This window comes from Pseudomonas salicis (assembly GCF_057128705.1).
The window spans coordinates 263,619-281,331 of sequence record NZ_JBSKHU010000007.1; the positions used below are offsets into that span (position 1 = coordinate 263,619).

At 60.7% G+C, this 17,713-nt stretch carries 16 protein-coding genes; 14 read left to right on the forward strand and 2 right to left on the reverse strand.

From position 1 onward, the window contains the following. Nucleotides 1–25 precede the first annotated feature (25 nt). From ACWKWE_RS25150 to ACWKWE_RS25210, 13 genes are all read left to right on the forward strand, one after another. A complete protein-coding gene (locus ACWKWE_RS25150; RefSeq protein WP_483852021.1) occupies nt 26–769 on the forward strand; it encodes a TraX family protein in 744 nt (247 codons plus the stop codon). A gap of 263 nt (nt 770–1,032) precedes the next feature. Beyond that, nucleotides 1,033–2,247: an alanine transaminase gene (alaC, locus tag ACWKWE_RS25155; protein ID WP_483852022.1), complete on the forward strand. Its 1,215-nt coding sequence runs from the start codon at nt 1,033–1,035 to the stop codon at nt 2,245–2,247. A 764-nt stretch (nt 2,248–3,011) separates the two neighbouring features. Beyond that, complete coding sequence (locus ACWKWE_RS25160) at nt 3,012–4,265, forward strand: serine hydroxymethyltransferase (protein WP_166595675.1); 1,254 nt, start codon at nt 3,012–3,014, stop codon at nt 4,263–4,265. 15 nt (nt 4,266–4,280) lie between these two features. Beyond that, nucleotides 4,281–5,531, forward strand: a complete 1,251-nt coding sequence (locus tag ACWKWE_RS25165; RefSeq protein WP_062385335.1) for a sarcosine oxidase subunit beta family protein — start codon at nt 4,281–4,283, stop codon at nt 5,529–5,531. Nucleotides 5,532–5,551: 20 nt separating this feature from the next. Next, complete coding sequence (locus ACWKWE_RS25170; RefSeq protein WP_166595674.1) at nt 5,552–5,866, forward strand: sarcosine oxidase subunit delta; 315 nt, start codon at nt 5,552–5,554, stop codon at nt 5,864–5,866. Further along, entirely contained in the window at nt 5,863–8,883 is a 3,021-nt protein-coding gene (locus tag ACWKWE_RS25175; protein WP_483852023.1) for a sarcosine oxidase subunit alpha, read from the forward strand. The genes ACWKWE_RS25170 and ACWKWE_RS25175 overlap by 4 nt, the downstream gene beginning before the upstream one ends. Nucleotides 8,884–9,039: 156 nt before the next feature. Then, nucleotides 9,040–9,672: a sarcosine oxidase subunit gamma gene (locus tag ACWKWE_RS25180; RefSeq protein WP_166595672.1), complete on the forward strand. Its 633-nt coding sequence runs from the start codon at nt 9,040–9,042 to the stop codon at nt 9,670–9,672. 129 nt (nt 9,673–9,801) lie between these two features. After that, on the forward strand, nt 9,802–10,659 hold the full coding sequence (gene purU / locus ACWKWE_RS25185) for a formyltetrahydrofolate deformylase (protein WP_166595671.1): 858 nt from the start codon (nt 9,802–9,804) through the stop codon (nt 10,657–10,659). 155 nt (nt 10,660–10,814) lie between these two features. Next, nucleotides 10,815–12,014 carry a formaldehyde dehydrogenase, glutathione-independent gene (gene fdhA, locus ACWKWE_RS25190; RefSeq protein ID WP_166595670.1) on the forward strand — a complete coding sequence of 400 codons (1,200 nt, stop codon included), beginning with the start codon at nt 10,815–10,817 and terminating at the stop codon, nt 12,012–12,014. A 148-nt stretch (nt 12,015–12,162) separates the two neighbouring features. Continuing rightward, the gene (locus tag ACWKWE_RS25195) at nt 12,163–12,588 is read left to right on the forward strand and encodes a DUF350 domain-containing protein (protein WP_178115728.1); all 426 of its coding nucleotides are present in this window, start codon (nt 12,163–12,165) and stop codon (nt 12,586–12,588) included. 9 nt (nt 12,589–12,597) lie between these two features. After that, complete coding sequence (locus ACWKWE_RS25200; RefSeq protein WP_166595668.1) at nt 12,598–13,266, forward strand: DUF1190 domain-containing protein; 669 nt, start codon at nt 12,598–12,600, stop codon at nt 13,264–13,266. Between the two features lie 11 nt (nt 13,267–13,277). Then, nucleotides 13,278–14,432 carry a glutathionylspermidine synthase family protein gene (locus ACWKWE_RS25205; RefSeq protein ID WP_483852024.1) on the forward strand — a complete coding sequence of 385 codons (1,155 nt, stop codon included), beginning with the start codon at nt 13,278–13,280 and terminating at the stop codon, nt 14,430–14,432. A 186-nt stretch (nt 14,433–14,618) separates the two neighbouring features. Then, entirely contained in the window at nt 14,619–15,275 is a 657-nt protein-coding gene (locus ACWKWE_RS25210; protein ID WP_483852025.1) for a DUF1190 domain-containing protein, read from the forward strand. A 7-nt stretch (nt 15,276–15,282) separates the two neighbouring features. On the opposite strand, the gene ACWKWE_RS25215 is transcribed toward ACWKWE_RS25210, so the two are convergent. After that, nucleotides 15,283–15,957 carry an anti-sigma factor gene (locus ACWKWE_RS25215; protein WP_483852026.1) on the reverse strand — a complete coding sequence of 225 codons (675 nt, stop codon included), beginning with the start codon at nt 15,955–15,957 and terminating at the stop codon, nt 15,283–15,285. After that, on the reverse strand, nt 15,954–16,592 hold the full coding sequence (locus ACWKWE_RS25220; protein ID WP_371928539.1) for a sigma-70 family RNA polymerase sigma factor: 639 nt from the start codon (nt 16,590–16,592) through the stop codon (nt 15,954–15,956). The genes ACWKWE_RS25215 and ACWKWE_RS25220 overlap by 4 nt, the downstream gene beginning before the upstream one ends. 243 nt (nt 16,593–16,835) lie before the next feature. On the opposite strand from ACWKWE_RS25220, the gene ACWKWE_RS25225 reads away from it, so the two are divergent. Then, the gene (locus ACWKWE_RS25225; protein ID WP_166595890.1) at nt 16,836–17,384 is read left to right on the forward strand and encodes a DUF2780 domain-containing protein; all 549 of its coding nucleotides are present in this window, start codon (nt 16,836–16,838) and stop codon (nt 17,382–17,384) included. Nucleotides 17,385–17,713: the final 329 nt, after the last annotated feature.

Below are 17,713 nucleotides of genomic sequence, written 5' to 3' on the forward strand. Positions count from 1 at the left end.
GAGGGCAGCAAATGAGTGAGGCTCGATGACCGAGACGATTTCAGCGGTGCGCCCCGAGCGCGACCGGGCCTTGGACCTGCTCAAGTGGCTGGCAATGCTGAGCATGGTGCTTGATCACCTGCGTTATGTCGGCTGGCATGTCGATGGGCTGTACGTGCCGGGGCGATTGGCGTTTGCGTGGTTCTGTCTGGCGATTGCGGCGAATGTCGGACGCAGCCTTTCGCGCGGGGTGACGCCTCGTCCGGACTGGAAATATCTGACGTGGCTGGCGGTTTTTTCCGTGGTCGCCGAGTTTCCCTATCGGCTGTACATGGCGGGTGAGGTCACTACGCTGAACGTCATGCCGACCTTAGTGCTGGGGCTGCTGGTGGCGCAGGGGGCTGTCGCCCGTTCATGGACGGCGCGCCTTTTAGGTGTCGCCGCGCTCGGTATGGGTGTCGCGTTTGGCCAGCAACTCATGTTCGGGGCCTATGGCGTGTTGCTGCCGACGGCCTTTCTGTTGGTGTTGCGTGGGCCGTTGTGGCTTGCAGTGGTACCGGGGGTGGTCTGCCTGTTGAGCAATGAATGGCCGAAGATCATCGACGGAATGATGTGGGGTGATCCGATTTCGATTGGGGCGTTGATCGCGTGTCTGCTGGGGCCGTTTCTGGGGGTGGCGCTCTTGCGATGGCGACCCGGATTCGGTGTCTGGCCGATGCGCAGGTGGGCGTATCTGATTTATCCGCTGCATTTTCTGGTGTTGCTCGGTGTCCGCAATTTGCTTGTCTGACGCCTTCAACCCCTGACCCCGATTTTGTGGCTGGCAGGTAACCTGTGGGAGCGAATTTATTCGCGAGGCGTGGGTACATCCAATGCGGATTGATCGTCTGCACCATTTTTCGCGAATGAATTCGCTCCCACAGAGGGAAATGCGACAAGGCTGAAGCGGGTATAGACAAACCGCCACCACCGCCCTTATCTTCCGCACCAGGCCACCGCAGTGGCCAGCGTCGCTCGGACGGTTCCGGGCGCTTACGTCTTCTTGAGGTTTCCATGGCTGACCAAGGTTCGCCGCGCCGTTTTGCGCGCATCGATCGACTCCCCCCTTACGTGTTCAACATCACTGCCGAGCTGAAAATGGCTGCTCGTCGTCGTGGTGAGGACATCATCGACCTGAGCATGGGCAACCCCGATGGGGCAACGCCGCCGCACATTGTCGAAAAACTGGTCACCGTCGCCCAACGTGAAGACACTCACGGCTACTCGACTTCGCGTGGCATTCCGCGTCTGCGTCGGGCGATTTCCAGTTGGTACAAAACCCGCTATGAGGTCGACATCGACCCCGAAACCGAAGCCATCGTCACCATTGGCTCGAAAGAGGGCCTGGCGCACCTGATGCTCGCCACCCTCGATCAGGGCGACACGGTGCTGGTGCCGAACCCCAGCTATCCGATTCACATCTACGGTGCAGTCATCGCAGGCGCACAAGTGCGCTCCGTGCCGCTGGTGCCGGGCGTGGATTTCTTCGCCGAGCTGGAAAAAGCCATTCGCGGCTCGATCCCCAAGCCGAAGATGATGATTCTGGGCTTCCCGTCCAACCCGACCGCCCAGTGCGTCGAGCTGGACTTCTTCGAACGCGTCGTTGCGCTGGCCAAACAGTACGACGTGCTGGTGGTGCACGACCTGGCCTACGCCGACATTGTCTACGACGGCTGGAAAGCCCCGTCGATCATGCAGGTGCCGGGCGCCAAGGACATTGCGGTGGAGTTTTTCACCCTGTCCAAGAGCTACAACATGGCGGGCTGGCGCATCGGCTTCATGGTCGGCAACCCCGAGCTGGTCAATGCGCTGGCCCGCATCAAGAGCTACCACGACTACGGCACCTTCACGCCGCTGCAAGTGGCGGCGATTGCGGCACTGGAAGGCGACCAACAGTGCGTGCTGGACATCGCCGAGCAATACCGCCAACGCCGCAACGTGCTGGTCAAAGGCCTGCATGAACTGGGCTGGATGGTGGAGAACCCGAAGGCGTCGATGTACGTCTGGGCCAAGATCCCCGAAGCCTATGCGCATCTGGGCTCGCTGGAGTTCGCCAAGAAGCTGCTGCTCGAAGCCAAGGTCTGCGTTTCGCCGGGTGTCGGTTTTGGTGAATACGGCGACGATCACGTACGTTTCGCCCTGATCGAAAACCAGGACCGGATTCGTCAGGCGGTGCGCGGTATTCGCGGGATGTTCCGGGCGGATGGGTTGCTGCCTGGGAAGATCTAGTTCCTTTGTTGGGGGATTGTCGTGGGGAGCACGGCAATCCCTCGTTGCTTCTACGCGTTATTCCACGTACGTCCAAATCGCATATTCGCTATCCGGGCGTGTTCCTCCCACGGTTCCATGGGTACTGATTTCCTTTCGGACAACATCAAGGTGAGCATGATTGTTGACGACGATTCGATCGCCTTTCGTCAAAGATGTGAACTCCCAATCATGCATCTGGACCACTGTGCCGTTGTCGTTTGGCCGTTTGATTGTCACCAAAATATTCGCCATAGCGCTATCTCCATACATTGCTAAAGGATATCGGATTGCTCGGACACAATAAGCGCTGAGGCTCAGGTCGAAAACTGTCAGAAATGACAGGTTTTGATACCGCTGGTCGGGAGCCTTCCGACCTAAATGATTCAGGGGCGCGATCCCGTGAAAAACATTTGGTCTGATTGCGACATTCGTTATTCCAGAATCCCCGGCTCAGGCTGGGGATTTTTGTTTTTGCACGCGCTCCCCACATACCCTGTAGCAGTCCGGTTCGCCGGCGGTCGCAGGCTCTAGATCGCTGCCGCCGGCAAGCCGGACTGCTACAGAATGTCGGTGTCGCATCCGCGCATCTGCCTCTCCCCGCAAAACCATGTCGTAAACGCGCCTTTGTGTGGCGTGCGTAGGCATCTGGCCTGTCTGCGTCGGCCCTACCATCGCTGCCAAGGGGTGATCCAAAAGCCCCAACACGACAATTCAGGCGCCGCGCCGCCGCTGGGAGAACCGCGATGTTCAGCAAGCAAGACCAAATCCAGGGTTATGACGATGCACTGTTGGCAGCGATGAATGCCGAAGATCAGCGTCAGGAAGATCACATCGAGCTGATCGCCTCGGAGAACTACACCAGCAAGCGCGTCATGCAGGCTCAGGGCAGCGGCCTGACCAACAAATATGCCGAGGGCTACCCGGGCAAGCGTTACTACGGTGGCTGCGAGCACGTCGACAAGGTCGAGCAACTGGCCATCGACCGCGCCAAGCAGCTGTTCGGCGCTGATTACGCCAACGTCCAGCCGCACTCCGGTTCGTCCGCCAATAGCGCCGTTTACCTGGCCCTGCTGCAAGCTGGCGACACCATTCTGGGCATGAGCCTGGCCCACGGCGGTCACCTGACCCACGGCGCCAAAGTCTCGTCCTCGGGCAAGCTCTACAACGCTGTTCAATACGGCATCGACACCACCACCGGCCTGATCGATTACGACGAAGTCGAGCGCCTGGCCGTTGAGCACAAGCCGAAAATGATCGTTGCGGGCTTCTCGGCTTATTCCAAGACCCTGGACTTCCCACGCTTCCGCGCCATCGCTGACAAAGTCGGTGCGCTGCTGTTCGTCGATATGGCCCACGTGGCCGGTCTGGTCGCTGCCGGTCTGTACCCGAACCCGATTCCGTTCGCTGACGTGGTCACCACCACCACCCACAAAACCCTGCGCGGTCCACGTGGCGGTCTGATTCTGGCCAAAGCCAACGAAGAAATTGAAAAGAAACTGAACGCCGCGGTATTCCCGGGCGCTCAGGGCGGCCCGCTGATGCACGTCATCGCTGGCAAGGCCGTGTGCTTCAAGGAAGCCATGGAGCCAGGCTTCAAGGCTTATCAACAGCAAGTGATCGACAACGCCCAGGCCATGGCGCAGGTGTTCATCGATCGCGGTTACGACGTTGTGTCCGGCGGCACCGACAACCACCTGTTCCTCGTCAGCCTGATCCGTCAGGGGCTGACCGGTAAAGAAGCTGACGCCGCTCTCGGCCGTTCGCACATCACCGTGAACAAGAACGCCGTGCCGAACGATCCGCAGTCGCCGTTCGTGACTTCGGGCCTGCGTATCGGCACCCCGGCCGTCACCACCCGCGGTTTCAAAGTTACCCAATGCGTCACGCTGGCCGGCTGGATCTGCGACATTCTCGACAACCTCGGCGATGCCGATGTCGAGGCCAATGTTGCCAGCCAAGTCGCCGCGCTGTGCGCCGATTTCCCGGTTTACCGCTGAGTCAGGAGTCGCACCATGCAGCATTACTCGGGCTTCGGCCTCTTCAAACACTCCCTCAGCCACCACGAAAACTGGCAGCGCATGTGGCGCACGCCGACCCCTAAAAAGGTCTACGACGTGGTCATCGTTGGCGGTGGCGGTCACGGTCTGGCGACCGCGTACTACCTGGCCAAAGAGCACGGCATCACCAACGTGGCCGTGGTCGAAAAAGGCTGGCTGGGCGGCGGCAACACTGCCCGGAACACCACCATCGTGCGCTCCAACTACCTGTGGGACGAATCCGCTCACCTGTACGAACACGCGATGAAACTGTGGGAAGGCCTGTCTCAGGACCTGAACTACAACGTGATGTTCTCCCAGCGCGGCGTCTACAACCTGTGCCACACCCTACAGGACATGCGTGATTCCGAGCGTCGTGTCAGCGCCAACCGCCTGAACGGCGTCGATGGTGAACTGCTCAACGGCAAGCAGGTGGCGGAAGAAATTCCGTACCTGGACTGCTCGAAGAACACCCGTTACCCAATCATCGGCGCGACCGTTCAACGTCGCGGCGGTGTAGCGCGTCACGACGCCGTGGCCTGGGGCTTCGCCCGTGCCGCTGACGCTTTGGGCGTGGACCTGATTCAGCAAACCGAAGTCACCGGTTTCCGTAAAGAGAACGGCGTGTGCATCGGCGTTGAAACCAACAAAGGTTTCATTGGCGCCAAGCGCGTCGGTGTGGTGACAGCCGGTAACTCCGGTCACATGGCCAAGCTCGCAGGCTTCCGTCTGCCGGTCGAGTCGCACCCGCTGCAAGCGCTGGTGTCCGAGCCAATCAAACCGATCATCGACAGCGTGATCATGTCCAACGCCGTTCACGGCTACATCAGCCAGTCCGACAAGGGCGACCTGGTGATCGGCGCGGGTATCGATGGCTGGGTTGGCTACGGTCAGCGCGGTTCGTACCCGGTGATCGAGCACACCATTCAGGCCATCGTCGAGATGTTCCCGGTGCTGTCGCGGGTGCGCATGAACCGTCAGTGGGGCGGCATCGTCGACACCACGCCGGACGCCTGCCCGATCATCTCCAAGACGCCTGTGCCGAACATGTTCTTCAACTGCGGTTGGGGCACCGGTGGCTTCAAAGCGACTCCGGGTTCGGGCAACGTCTTCGCTGCCAGTCTGGCGAAAGGCGAAATGCACCCGCTGGCCAAGCCGTTTTCCATCGACCGTTTCCATAACGGCGCACTCATTGACGAGCACGGCGCTGCCGCGGTCGCGCACTAACCACTCACAGGAGAAATCCCATGCTTCATATCTTCTGTCCTCACTGTGGCGAACTGCGCTCCGAAGAGGAATTCCACGGTTCGGGTCAGGCTCACATTCCGCGTCCACTGGACCCGGCTGCCTGCACCGACGAACAGTGGGGCGACTACATGTTCTTCCGCGATAACCCGCGTGGCCTGCACCACGAACTGTGGATTCACGCCGCCGGTTGCCGTCAGTACTTCAACGCCACGCGTGACACCGTGACTTACGAAATTCTCGAAACCTATCTGATTGGCACCAAGCCACAGTTCGTGAACCCTGTGCCTGCGGTCGGAAAGGGAGACAAAGCATGAGCCAGTCCAATCGTCTGCCCAATGGCGGCCGCATCGACCGCAGCAAGGTCCTGAACTTCAACTTCAACGGCCAGACCTATCAAGGCTTTGAAGGCGACACCCTGGCCGCAGCCCTGCTGGCCAACGGCGTTGACGTCATCGGCCGCAGCTTCAAATATTCGCGTCCTCGCGGCATCTTCGCGGCCGGCTCCGAAGAGCCGAACGCAGTGCTGCAGATCGGCGCGACCGAAGCCACCCAGATCCCGAACGTGCGCGCCACGCAACAAGCGCTGTACTCGGGCCTGGTCGCCACCAGCACCAACGGCTGGCCGAGCGTGAACACCGACATGATGGGGATTCTCGGCAAGGTCGGCGGCAAGCTGATGCCACCGGGCTTCTACTACAAAACCTTCATGTACCCGCAATCGTTCTGGATGACCTACGAGAAGTACATTCGTAAGGCCGCCGGTCTGGGCCGTTCCCCGACCGAAAACGATCCGGACACCTACGACAACATGAACCACCACGCCGACGTGCTGGTGGTTGGCGCAGGCCCTGCTGGCCTCGCGGCGGCACTCGCGGCTGCACGCAGCGGCGCCCGCGTGATCGTGGCTGACGAACAGGAAGAGTTCGGCGGCAGTCTGCTGGATTCCCGCGAAAGCCTCGACGGCAAGCCCGCTGCTGAGTGGGTGGCGACCGTCGTTGCCGAGCTGAAAGGCCTGGCTAACGTCGTTCTGCTGCCACGCGCTACCGTGAACGGCTACCACGACCACAACTTCCTGACCATTCACGAGCGTCTGACCGACCACCTCGGCGACCGCGCACCGATTGGCCAGGTGCGTCAGCGTCTGCACCGCGTTCGCGCCAAGCGCGTCGTGCTGGCGACCGGTACTCACGAACGTCCGCTGGTCTATGGCAACAACGACGTGCCGGGCAACATGCTGGCCGGTGCCGTGTCGACGTATGTCCGCCGTTACGGCGTAGCGCCGGGCAAGAAACTGGTCCTGTCCACCAACAACGACTACGCCTACCGCGTGGCGCTGGACTGGCTCGACGCCGGTCTGCAAGTGGTTGCTGTCGCCGATGTGCGTCACAACCCGCGTGGTGCACTGGTTGAAGAAGCCCGTGCCAAAGGCATCCGCATCCTGACCGGCAGCGCTGTGATCGAAGCTCGCGGCAGCAAGCGCGTCAGCGGTGCCCGCGTGGCCGCGATTGACGTGAAAGCGCACAAAGTCACCAGCCCAGGTGAATGGCTTGATTGCGACCTGATCGCCAGCTCCGGTGGTTACAGCCCGATCGTTCACTTGGCCTCCCACTTGGGCGGCAAGCCGGTCTGGCGTGAAGACATCCTCGGTTTCGTACCGGGTGAAGCCCCTCAGAAACGCGTCTGCGTGGGCGGGATCAACGGCGTTTACGCGCTCGGCGACGCGCTGGCTGACGGTTTCGAAGGCGGCGTGCGCGCAGCCACCGAAGCGGGTTTCCAACCTGTCGAAGGCGTGATTCCGAAAGTGTTGAGCCGCGTGGAAGAGCCTACGTTGGCGATCTTCCAGGTGCCGCACGAGAAGGGCACGTCCCGCGCGCCGAAACAATTCGTCGACCTGCAAAACGACGTTACCGCCGCCGCCATCGAACTGGCGACCCGCGAGGGCTTCGAGTCGGTCGAGCACGTAAAACGCTACACCGCGCTGGGCTTCGGCACTGATCAGGGCAAACTGGGCAACGTCAACGGTCTGGCCATCGCCGCCCGCTCGCTGAACGTCACCATCCCTGAGATGGGCACCACCATGTTCCGCCCGAACTACACGCCGATCACCTTCGGTGCGATTGTCGGTCGTCACTGCGGCCACATCTTCGAGCCGGTGCGCTTCACCGCGCTGCACGCCTGGCACGTCAAGAACGGCGCCGAATTCGAAGACGTCGGTCAGTGGAAACGTCCGTGGTACTTCCCGAAAGCCGGTGAAGACATCCATGCCGCCGTGCGCCGCGAATGCAAAGCCGTGCGCGACAGCGTCGGCCTGCTGGACGCCTCGACGCTGGGCAAGATCGACATTCAAGGCCCGGATGCGCGTGAGTTCCTGAACCGCATCTACACCAACGCCTGGACCAAGCTCGATGTGGGCAAGGCGCGCTACGGCCTGATGTGTAAAGAAGACGGTATGGTTTTCGACGACGGCGTGACCGCTTGCGTCGCTGACAACCACTTCATCATGACCACCACTACGGGCGGCGCTGCACGCGTCCTGCAATGGCTGGAAATCTATCAGCAGACTGAATGGCCGGACCTGAAGGTGTACTTCACCTCCGTGACTGACCACTACGCGACCCTGACCCTTTCGGGCCCGAACAGCCGCAAGCTGCTCAGCGAAGTGACCGACATCGACCTGGATCGCGAAGCCTTCCCGTTCATGACCTGGAAAGAAGGTCTGGTCGGTGGCGTACCGGCGCGTGTGTTCCGGATTTCCTTCACCGGTGAGCTTTCCTACGAAGTGAACATCCAGGCCGACTACGCGATGGGCGTTCTGGAAAAAATCGCCGAAGCAGGCAAGAAGTACAACCTGACCCCGTACGGCACTGAAACCATGCACGTACTGCGGGCCGAGAAGGGCTTCATCATCGTCGGCCAGGACACCGACGGCTCGATGACCCCGGACGACCTCAACATGGGCTGGTGTGTTGGGCGCACCAAACCGTTCTCGTGGATCGGTCAGCGCGGCATGAACCGTGAAGACTGCGTGCGTGATCAGCGCAAGCAACTGGTTGGCCTCAAGCCAATCGACCCGAACAAGTGGCTGCCGGAAGGCGCACAGTTGGTGTTCGACCCTAAACAGTCGATCCCGATGACGATGGTTGGTCACGTGACGTCGAGCTACGCGGCGAACTCGCTGGGTTACTCGTTCGCCATGGGCGTGGTCAAGGGCGGTCTGAAGCGTATGGGCGAGCGTGTGTTCTCGCCGCAAGCGGATGGCAGCGTGATCGAGGCGGAAATCGTTTCCTCGGTGTTCTTCGATCCGAAGGGCGACCGGCAGAACGTGGAGTAAGCCTGCGGGCTTGTTGAAATCCCTGTAGGAGTGAGCTTGCTCGCGATTACGTCAGATCAGACCCAGATGCGGTGACTGACACAATGCATTCGCGAGCAAGCTCACTCCTACAGGGGCCGTGTTCACCGCTATAACAGAATTCAAGACAGGTGCTCTATGACCACAGCCAACGTTTACCAACAGCGGCCAACGACCGACGCTAAAGTCGAGTCGCCTCTGTTTCACGCCGACCTGAAAAGCCTGGTCGGCAAAGGCCGCACCAACCCGGGTGTGGTGCTGCGCGAGAAAAAACTGCTGGGCCACCTGACCATTCGTGGCGATGCCCATGATCCGGCCTTCGCTGCCGGTGTTCACAAAGCGCTGGGCATGGAATTGCCAGGTGCGTTGACGCTGGTTTCCAGCGGCGAGAGTTCGATCCAGTGGATGGGCCCGGATGAGTGGCTGCTGATCGTGCCAACCGGCGAAGAGTTCGCTGTCGAGCAGAAACTGCGTGAAGCGCTGGCCGGCCTGCACATTCAGGTGGTCAACGTGTCCGGCGGCCAATCCATTCTGGAACTGACCGGCCCGAACGTGCGCGACGTGCTGATGAAATCCACCAGCTACGATGTACACCCAAGCAACTTCCCGGTCGGCAAGGCCGTCGGCACGGTGTTCGCCAAGTCGCAACTGGTGATCCGTCGTACGGGCGAAGAAAGCTGGGAACTGCTGATCCGCCGCAGCTTCTCCGATTACTGGTGGCTGTGGCTGCAGGATGCGAGCGCCGAGTATGGCCTTGGGATCGCAGCCTGATTCAGCTTTGATCGTTCCCACGCTCGGCGTGGGAACGCATCCCGGGACGCTCTGCGTTCCATGTGAAGGACGCGGAGCGTCCTGAACTGCATTCCCACGCAGAGCGTGGGAACGATCTGAGGAAAAACTATGAGCCGCGCCCCCGATACCTGGATTCTGACCGCCGACTGCCCCAGCGTGCTGGGCACGGTGGATGCGGTGACGCGCTTTCTGTTCGAGCAGGGCTGCTACGTCACCGAGCACCATTCGTTCGATGACCGGCTGTCCAGCCGCTTTTTCATTCGTGTCGAATTCCGTCAGCCGGACGGTTTCGACGAGGCATCCTTTCGCGCGGGCCTGACCGAACGTGCCGCAGCCTTTGGCATGAACTTCGAGCTGACAGCGCCAAACTACCGCCCAAAAGTCGTGATCATGGTGTCCAAGGCCGATCACTGCCTGAACGACCTGCTCTACCGTCAGCGCATCAATCAACTGTCCATGGACGTGGTCGCCGTGGTCTCCAATCACCCCGATCTCGAACCGCTGGCGCGCTGGCACGATATTCCCTACTACCATTTCCCACTCGACCCCAACGACAAGCCTGCGCAGGAAGCGAAAGTCTGGCAGGTGATCGAGGAATCCGGCGCGGAACTTGTGGTGCTTGCGCGTTACATGCAGGTGCTGTCGCCGGAACTGTGCCGCAAGCTCGATGGCAAGGCGATCAACATTCACCACTCGCTCCTGCCGGGCTTCAAGGGCGCCAAGCCGTATCACCAGGCCTACAACAAGGGCGTGAAGCTGGTCGGCGCGACGGCGCATTACATCAACAATGATCTGGACGAAGGTCCGATCATCGCTCAGGGCGTCGAGGTGGTGGACCACAGTCACTACCCCGAGGACCTGATCGCCAAGGGCCGCGACATCGAAGGCCTGACCCTGGCGCGAGCGGTGGGTTATCACATTGAACGGCGTGTGTTCCTCAACGCCAACAGGACAGTCGTCCTGTAGCTCCAAGCGTTAAGCCACAAGCTACAAGAGGAAAAGCTAGAAAGCTGTAGACCCGTTTCAAGTTGAGGCAGTGGTAGCAGGGCTTTTCTTGCTGCTTGAAGCTTATGGCTTGGAGCTTAGCTGTATCCATAACAACAATTCAGCGAGGTGAAAGCATGTCTGGTAATCGTGGTGTGGTGTATCTCGGCGCAGGCAAGGTCGAAGTACAGAAGATCGACTATCCCAAAATGCAGGACCCGCGTGGGAAGAAGATCGAGCACGGTGTCATCCTGCGCGTGGTATCCACCAACATCTGTGGCTCCGACCAACACATGGTTCGCGGCCGTACAACTGCCCAGGTTGGTCTGGTGCTGGGCCATGAGATCACGGGTGAAGTGGTCGAAAAGGGCACTGGCGTCGAAAACCTGAAGATCGGTGATCTGGTTTCCGTTCCTTTCAACGTCGCGTGCGGCCTGTGCCGTTCCTGCAAAGAGCAACACACCGGCGTGTGCCTGACCGTCAATCCGGGCCGTCCGGGTGGTGCTTACGGCTATGTCGACATGGGCGACTGGACCGGCGGCCAAGCTGAATACGTCCTCGTTCCATACGCTGACTTCAACCTGCTCAAGCTTCCTGATCGCGACAAGGCCATGGAAAAAATCCGTGACCTGACCTGCCTCTCCGACATTCTGCCGACTGGCTACCACGGCGCTGTCACTGCCGGTGTAGGCCCAGGCAGCTCGGTGTACATCGCCGGTGCCGGTCCTGTCGGTCTGGCGGCGGCCGCTTCGGCCCGTCTGTTGGGCGCGGCGGTCGTCATCGTCGGTGACGTGAACCCTGTTCGTCTGGCGCACGCCAAGGCTCAGGGCTTCGAAATCGCTGACCTGTCCACCGACACCCCACTGCACGAACAGATCGCCGCATTGCTGGGCGAGCCTGAAGTGGACTGCGCCGTCGACGCCGTGGGCTTCGAGGCCCGTGGTCATGGTCACGCGGGCGTCAAGGAAGAAGCACCGGCCACCGTGCTCAACTCCCTGATGGGCGTCGTGCGCGTCGCGGGCAAGATCGGTATCCCTGGCCTGTACGTCACTGATGATCCGGGCGCTGTCGATGCTGCCGCGAAAATGGGCAGCCTGAGCATTCGCTTTGGTCTGGGCTGGGCGAAATCCCACAGCTTCCACACCGGTCAGACCCCGGTCATGAAGTACAACCGTCAACTGATGCAAGCCATCATGTGGGACCGCATCAACATCGCTGAAGTGGTGGGCGTGCAGGTCATCAGCCTCGACGACGCGCCACGCGGTTACGGCGAGTTCGACGCAGGCGTTCCGAAGAAATTCGTGATCGACCCGCACAAACTGTTCAGCGCGGCGTAAGCCAGGCGGCAGAGCACCAAAAGGCGACCTTCGGGTCGCCTTTTTTGTGCGCGACGAATGGCGCAAAGCCTCGCGGTGACGCTGTATTCGGCAGATGTTTCATGGTATTAACACGCACCTATTCAACAAGGATGTGAGTGGTTTCATGGTGATCGACGCGCTGAAGATGTCCCTGCAGGGTTACGCTGTTCTCGGCTTCGTGTTGTACCTGATAGGCGCGGTAGCGATCTTTTCGCTCTTCGCCGTCGCCTATACCCGCCTGACCCCCCATGCCGAATTTGCGCTGATCCGCGAGGGCAACACGGCAGCCTCCATCGCGTTGTCAGGCGCGCTGATCGGTTTTGCGATTCCGGTCGCCAGCGTCATCTCCCATTCGATTTCCCTCCTCGACTTTCTCGTCTGGGCGCTGATCGCGTCCGTTGTGCAATTGCTGGTGTTCGGCGGCGTGAGCTTCGTGCTCAAAGGCCTTTCGCGCCGTATCGAAAGCGGTGAGATCGCCGCTGCGGTGTTCGTCGCCGCCATCTCCATCAGCATCGGGCTGCTCAACGCGGCCTGCATGACGCCGTCTGCCTGAGGAGTCGCCATGAAACGCAGCAAAAGCATTCGGCTGGCCGCGCTGGGCAGCCTTTCGCTGGCGTTGACCGCGTGCGACAGCGGCAAGCGCCCGATGAAAACCGTCAGTGAAACCAGGCAATACGAAAACCTCGAAGCCTGCACCAAATCCGGTGTGGCGACAGACGTTTGTATCGACGCGTACACCGCTGCGTATGAGCTGCATCGTAACCGGGCGCCGTCCTACGACAGCTACGCCGATTGTGAAGCGGACTACGACGTCGGTATGTGCACCGAGCGCTCGAACAACGGGCGGATCATGCCGGTCTCCAGCGGTTTTGCCGTGACGACGCAACGCGAAGTGCCCGCCGATGAGCCAGCGACCTCGTCCGGTGGCGGCAGTGGGGGCGGAGGCGGTGGGCATGGCTCGGGCGGCTTCTGGCGCTGGCTCAGTTACGGCGATGACGGTCCGCGTTATTACAGCGAGCCGCTGTACCGTGAGCGTGTCGGGATCGATCAATCGCGGCTGGTTTCGTTGAATCAGCAGCTCAGCGAAGGCAAGACGTTCCCCAAAGCCAAAAACGGGCGCTTCAAGGTCTCCAGTCCTGAGTCGTTCTCCACCAGCGTGAAGCTGTCCGGCGCGGAGCCCATTCGCGTGAGTCGGGGCGGTTTTGGCGCCCGTGGCGGCTCCGGCGGCTGAGGGGGCTTTCGATGAAAAGAATCCGAATCGCCCCGCGCCCGGACTGGCGAGAGACCGCTGAGCAGTTTGGCTTTGGTTTCCACACGTTCGACGGCGAGCCCTATTGGGACGAGTCTGCGTATTACCAGTTCTCGCTGGCGCAGATCGAGAACGACCTGGAGGACCCCACGCGGGAAATCCATGAGATGTGCCTGGACCTCGTCGCACGGGTGGTAGACAGCGAGCAATGGCTCGAAAAACTGGCGATCCCTGCGCAGTACCGCGACTTCGTTCGGCGTTCGTGGAAGGAACGGCAGCCTCATTTATATGGCCGCATGGACCTCAGCTACGACGGCCACGGTCCGGCCAAGTTGTTGGAGACCAACTACGACACGCCGACGTCGTTGTACGAAGCGAGCTTCTTTCAGTACCTGTGGCTCGACCAGCAGATTCAGCGTGGCCAACTGCCCTCTGAGTCGGATCAGTTCAACAGCCTGGAAGAAAAGCTGACTGATCTGTTTCGCGGCTTGCCCATCGAAACCCCGTTTTATTTCTCGTCCGTGAAAGGCTCGGTCGAGGATCGTGGCACGGTGGAATACTTGCGAGACATCGCCCGTGAAGCCGGGCTACAGACCCACCTGATCGACATCGAAGACATCGGCCTGGACACGCGCGGCACATTCGTCGATGAGTCGAACGCACCGATCCGCACGCTGTTCAAACTGTACCCGTGGGAGCACATGTTTCAGGAGGAATTCGGTGCTGCCATCGAGAAGAGTGGCACGCTGTTCATCGAGCCTGCGTGGAAGTCGATCCTCTCGAACAAAGGCGCGCTGGCGCTGCTGTGGGAATTGCACGAAGGGCATCCGAACCTGCTGCCGACCTTCTTCGACGCCGATCCGACTCAGCCACTGGCCAACGGCTGGGTGCGCAAACCGTTCTTCTCCCGCGAAGGCGCCAATATCGACATCCGCACAGACAATGGCCGCAGGGTTTATCAGAACGGCCCTTATGGCTCAGGCCCGAGCGTGCTGCAGAAATTTCACCCGCTGCCCTGTTTCGAGGGCCATTACACCGTCATCGGCAGCTGGATGATTGGCGATCAGCCTGCCGGGATCGGCATTCGCGAGGATGATTCGTTGATTACCAAGGACACCAGCCGCTTTCTGCCGCACATCATTCGATGATTGCGGATGACTGAACAGGGCGACCTTCGGGTCGCCTTTTTTACGTCTGGCGTAGGGCGAAGCCCTGGGCGATGTAAGGCGTTTCTGTGATTGCCTGGGGAATTTTTGATTTCTATTCCCGCTTGTTTCTAGAGGTGTGATCGCGTGCTATTTGTCTGCCCGGTTTTTTCTGGGTGCGGATGCAGCATGTCGATGGGGGCGTTGAAAGCGGGGTTTATCGTGGGGATTGGCATCGGGTTGATTGCCGTGCCCGCCGTGTTGGCCAAGGCGGATTCGGACGCGCAAGCGCCGCGCTGGATTTCCTCAGTGGTCTTCTTCGAAAACGCCAACGCCTGCCAGTGGGCGGGTGTGCCTGCGCAGATTTGCCAATCCGGTTATCGCTCTGCCTACCGCCAGCACGTTCGAATCGCACCGGCTTATCACGACGAAGCCAGCTGTGAGGCCGATTTCGTTCCGGGGGAATGTTTTGTCGGTGGCGTGTCACGTCTGTGGACGCCCTGGCTTTCAGGCTTCTCCCTGATCACCCAGGCGCAATTGCCGACCACCAAAGGGCATGAACCGTTCGCTAACGTCAGTCAGTCGTGGTCGCAGCGATTGCAAGGCGTCGGTGAGGCACCGGAGCCTGCGACACGGGTGCGTTACTTCAGTGAGCCGCTGTACTGGGAGCGTGATCATCAGGGCGGCGCTCGCCTGACGAGCCTGCGAGAAAAACTGCGCAATGGGGAGCGCTTCGCCAACGCCTTCAGCAAACGCCCGCCAGTCCAGTCGGGTTCGGTGTTATGGACCCGTCAGTTGGCGCGGTTTTTCGAGCCGCAACGCCTGATTGACGTTGCGATTCCCTAAGCCGCGCTTACAGCGACGCCAACTGGCCTTTGTACAGAATCGGTCCGGTTGGTTTGCCTGACGGCGAGCCTCCTTTCGGCTCCAGCGTAATCGCCATCGTCGTTTGCCCGCTCAGCAACTTGCGCTGAGCATCGCTCAAGTCCACGCGTCCTTTGCCGTCGTCGGGAATCACGCCCAGCGAGACAGGCACGCCATCCAGCGGAATCGCCCACAGCTCCAGACTGCGGCCCGGATCGACCGAGGCTACGGCCACTGGCTCGACTTTCAGATAGCGTTCGAACGCCTGAACGGTCAGGGCCGGCTGTTGGTCGTTGGCCACCAGTGTGGCGTTGAAGTCCGGTTTGTCGCGGGTGTAGATCACGCCCACGATGATCGCGACCAACAGCGAGCAGGCGACAGCGACCACGCTTATCCAGCTCCAGAACGAGCGTTTTTCCGGCACGTGCAGACGCTGCGGCTCGATGCGCGCGACGATCTGTTGCCACACGCGATCAGGCACCGGTTCTGGCCGCAACTCAGTCGTCAGCCCGATCAGGCTTTCCTGCCACTGAGCGACTTCAGCGCGCAGATTGGGGTCGTCCAGCAGCAGGCTTTCGAAGCGCCTGCGGGCGGTCGAGGGCATCAGGCCGATGGCGTAGTCGGCGGCGAGGGCACGGCGCAATTCAGGCTGAAGGTAATTCATGATTCAAGGCACCTGCGCAGACGCTCCATGCCGCGGCGAATCCACGATTTGACCGTGCCCAGCGGCGCGGCCAGTTGCGTGACCAGATCCCCGTGGGATGCGCCGTGAAAATACGCGGTGATAATCGACTGGCGCTGCATGCCTTCCAAGGTGTCGAGGCAGCGACGCAGCGCCGTGGCATCGCGCAGGCTTTCCATCTGCTCATGAGCCGATGGCGCCTCATCGAACAGGGCTTGCACTTGCTCGTCGGTCAGCGGGTCTTCACGGTGTTTGCGCAGTTGGTCGATGGCCTTGTTGCGCGTGATGCTGACCATCCAGGTCATCGGCGCCGAGAGGCTCGGCTCGTATTGCGACGCGCTGTTCCAAATCCGCACGAAGGCTTCCTGCAACACATCCTCGGCCTGATCGCGATGGCCCATGCAACGCAACGCCACTGCGAACAATTGGCCGGACACCTTGCGGTAGAGGGTTTCGAACGCCCGGCGATTGCCCAGCGAACATTGCGCCAGCAGTTGCCGGAGTTCATCGGCGTCGACAGAAGAGATAAGCGTGCTCCCGGCATGGGTTCGGCGACGGCCACGCAGGTGGCCAGAATGCTGGCAGATTAGTCCAGGTTGAGCCGCAGTTCCATTCACCGTTTTTACTCGCGAAAAGGAATCGGGAGCGCCACCGCCCATCGGGCAGGACAGTGCGCGCGTTTTCGTCCATGCAGGGGATACGTCGCGGCGGATCAACTGGATGCACGGCAAACGCAGATATTTCGCAGGCTCTGCGGATTCTGGCGGGTTTGAACTTCCATCGGGGCAGCGGTCCAACGCGGAGTTACGCCGGCCCCGGCCGGTTCTTTTGCATGCGAGGTTGGCTCAATGAACGTTTCACTGAAAAACGCACGCGGCGCTATTCTGGCGACCCTGATGGCACTGGCGGCAACCCCGGTTTTCGCTTTCAACCTGAACGACGCCGCCAACGCTGTTTCCGGCGCCACCGGCGGCCAGCAGAAAGCCACCGCAGCCCCTGAGGCTGCCGGACTGCTCAACACGCTCGGCACCCAACTGAACGTCACCCCGCAGCAAGCCGTCGGCGGCACCGGCGCACTGCTGGGTCTGGCCAAGAACAAGCTCTCTGGCAATGACTACTCGCAACTGAGCCAGTCCGTCCCCGGCCTTGATCAACTCGCCGGCACCTCTGCACTCGGCAGCCTCGGCGGGTTGGGCGGCATGCTCGGCAACTCCGGTAGCCAATCGGCCGTCAACAACGCACTGGGCAACGTGCAAAGCATGGGCGACGTGACCAAAGCCTTCGGCGCACTGGGCATGGACGGCAACATGGTCGGCCAGTTCGTCCCGGTGATCCTGCAATACCTGAGTCAGCAAGGCGCAAGCGGCTCGGCGCTGTCGGCGTTGGGTGGGGTGTGGGGGGCGAAATGATCGGATCAGTCCTGACCCGATTAACGCCCTGAAACAAAAGAATTTAACGATACGCTTCAGCGGCCGATACGGCTTGGCGATCAATGCGTTGGCTATTTCAGTGACGCCTGACCATTACCAGATTGGTCAGTTTGGCCGTTGACGTAACATGCTGCCAGCGTGAACATACGCCTCAATTGCGCCCGATCCTCTGGTGCTGGCTTAGTCCGGCATTACGTTCGGGCCTTCTTATTTTTGAGACATGGACGTTGTCGAAGCTAGCGCCTCCCAAACCTTTTTGTACGTATGCGCGGTTGGTTGAACTGTTGGCCGAGCGCGGCATGGTTATC

Excerpts from the sequence above, each read along its gene's own strand:
- ACWKWE_RS25175 (WP_483852023.1), top strand. The coding sequence starts at position 5,863 with ATGAGCCAGTCCAATCGTCTGCCCAATGGCGGCCGCATCGACCGCAGC.
- ACWKWE_RS25200 (WP_166595668.1), top strand. The coding sequence starts at position 12,598 with ATGAAACGCAGCAAAAGCATTCGGCTGGCCGCGCTGGGCAGCCTTTCG.
- ACWKWE_RS25165 (WP_062385335.1), top strand. The coding sequence starts at position 4,281 with ATGCAGCATTACTCGGGCTTCGGCCTCTTCAAACACTCCCTCAGCCAC.
- ACWKWE_RS25150 (WP_483852021.1), top strand. The coding sequence starts at position 26 with ATGACCGAGACGATTTCAGCGGTGCGCCCCGAGCGCGACCGGGCCTTG.
- ACWKWE_RS25205 (WP_483852024.1), top strand. The coding sequence starts at position 13,278 with ATGAAAAGAATCCGAATCGCCCCGCGCCCGGACTGGCGAGAGACCGCT.
- ACWKWE_RS25215 (WP_483852026.1), bottom strand. The coding sequence starts at position 15,957 with ATGAATTACCTTCAGCCTGAATTGCGCCGTGCCCTCGCCGCCGACTAC.
- ACWKWE_RS25180 (WP_166595672.1), top strand. The coding sequence starts at position 9,040 with ATGACCACAGCCAACGTTTACCAACAGCGGCCAACGACCGACGCTAAA.
- ACWKWE_RS25210 (WP_483852025.1), top strand. The coding sequence starts at position 14,619 with ATGTCGATGGGGGCGTTGAAAGCGGGGTTTATCGTGGGGATTGGCATC.
- ACWKWE_RS25160 (WP_166595675.1), top strand. The coding sequence starts at position 3,012 with ATGTTCAGCAAGCAAGACCAAATCCAGGGTTATGACGATGCACTGTTG.
- fdhA (WP_166595670.1), top strand. The coding sequence starts at position 10,815 with ATGTCTGGTAATCGTGGTGTGGTGTATCTCGGCGCAGGCAAGGTCGAA.
- ACWKWE_RS25170 (WP_166595674.1), top strand. The coding sequence starts at position 5,552 with ATGCTTCATATCTTCTGTCCTCACTGTGGCGAACTGCGCTCCGAAGAG.
- purU (WP_166595671.1), top strand. The coding sequence starts at position 9,802 with ATGAGCCGCGCCCCCGATACCTGGATTCTGACCGCCGACTGCCCCAGC.
- alaC (WP_483852022.1), top strand. The coding sequence starts at position 1,033 with ATGGCTGACCAAGGTTCGCCGCGCCGTTTTGCGCGCATCGATCGACTC.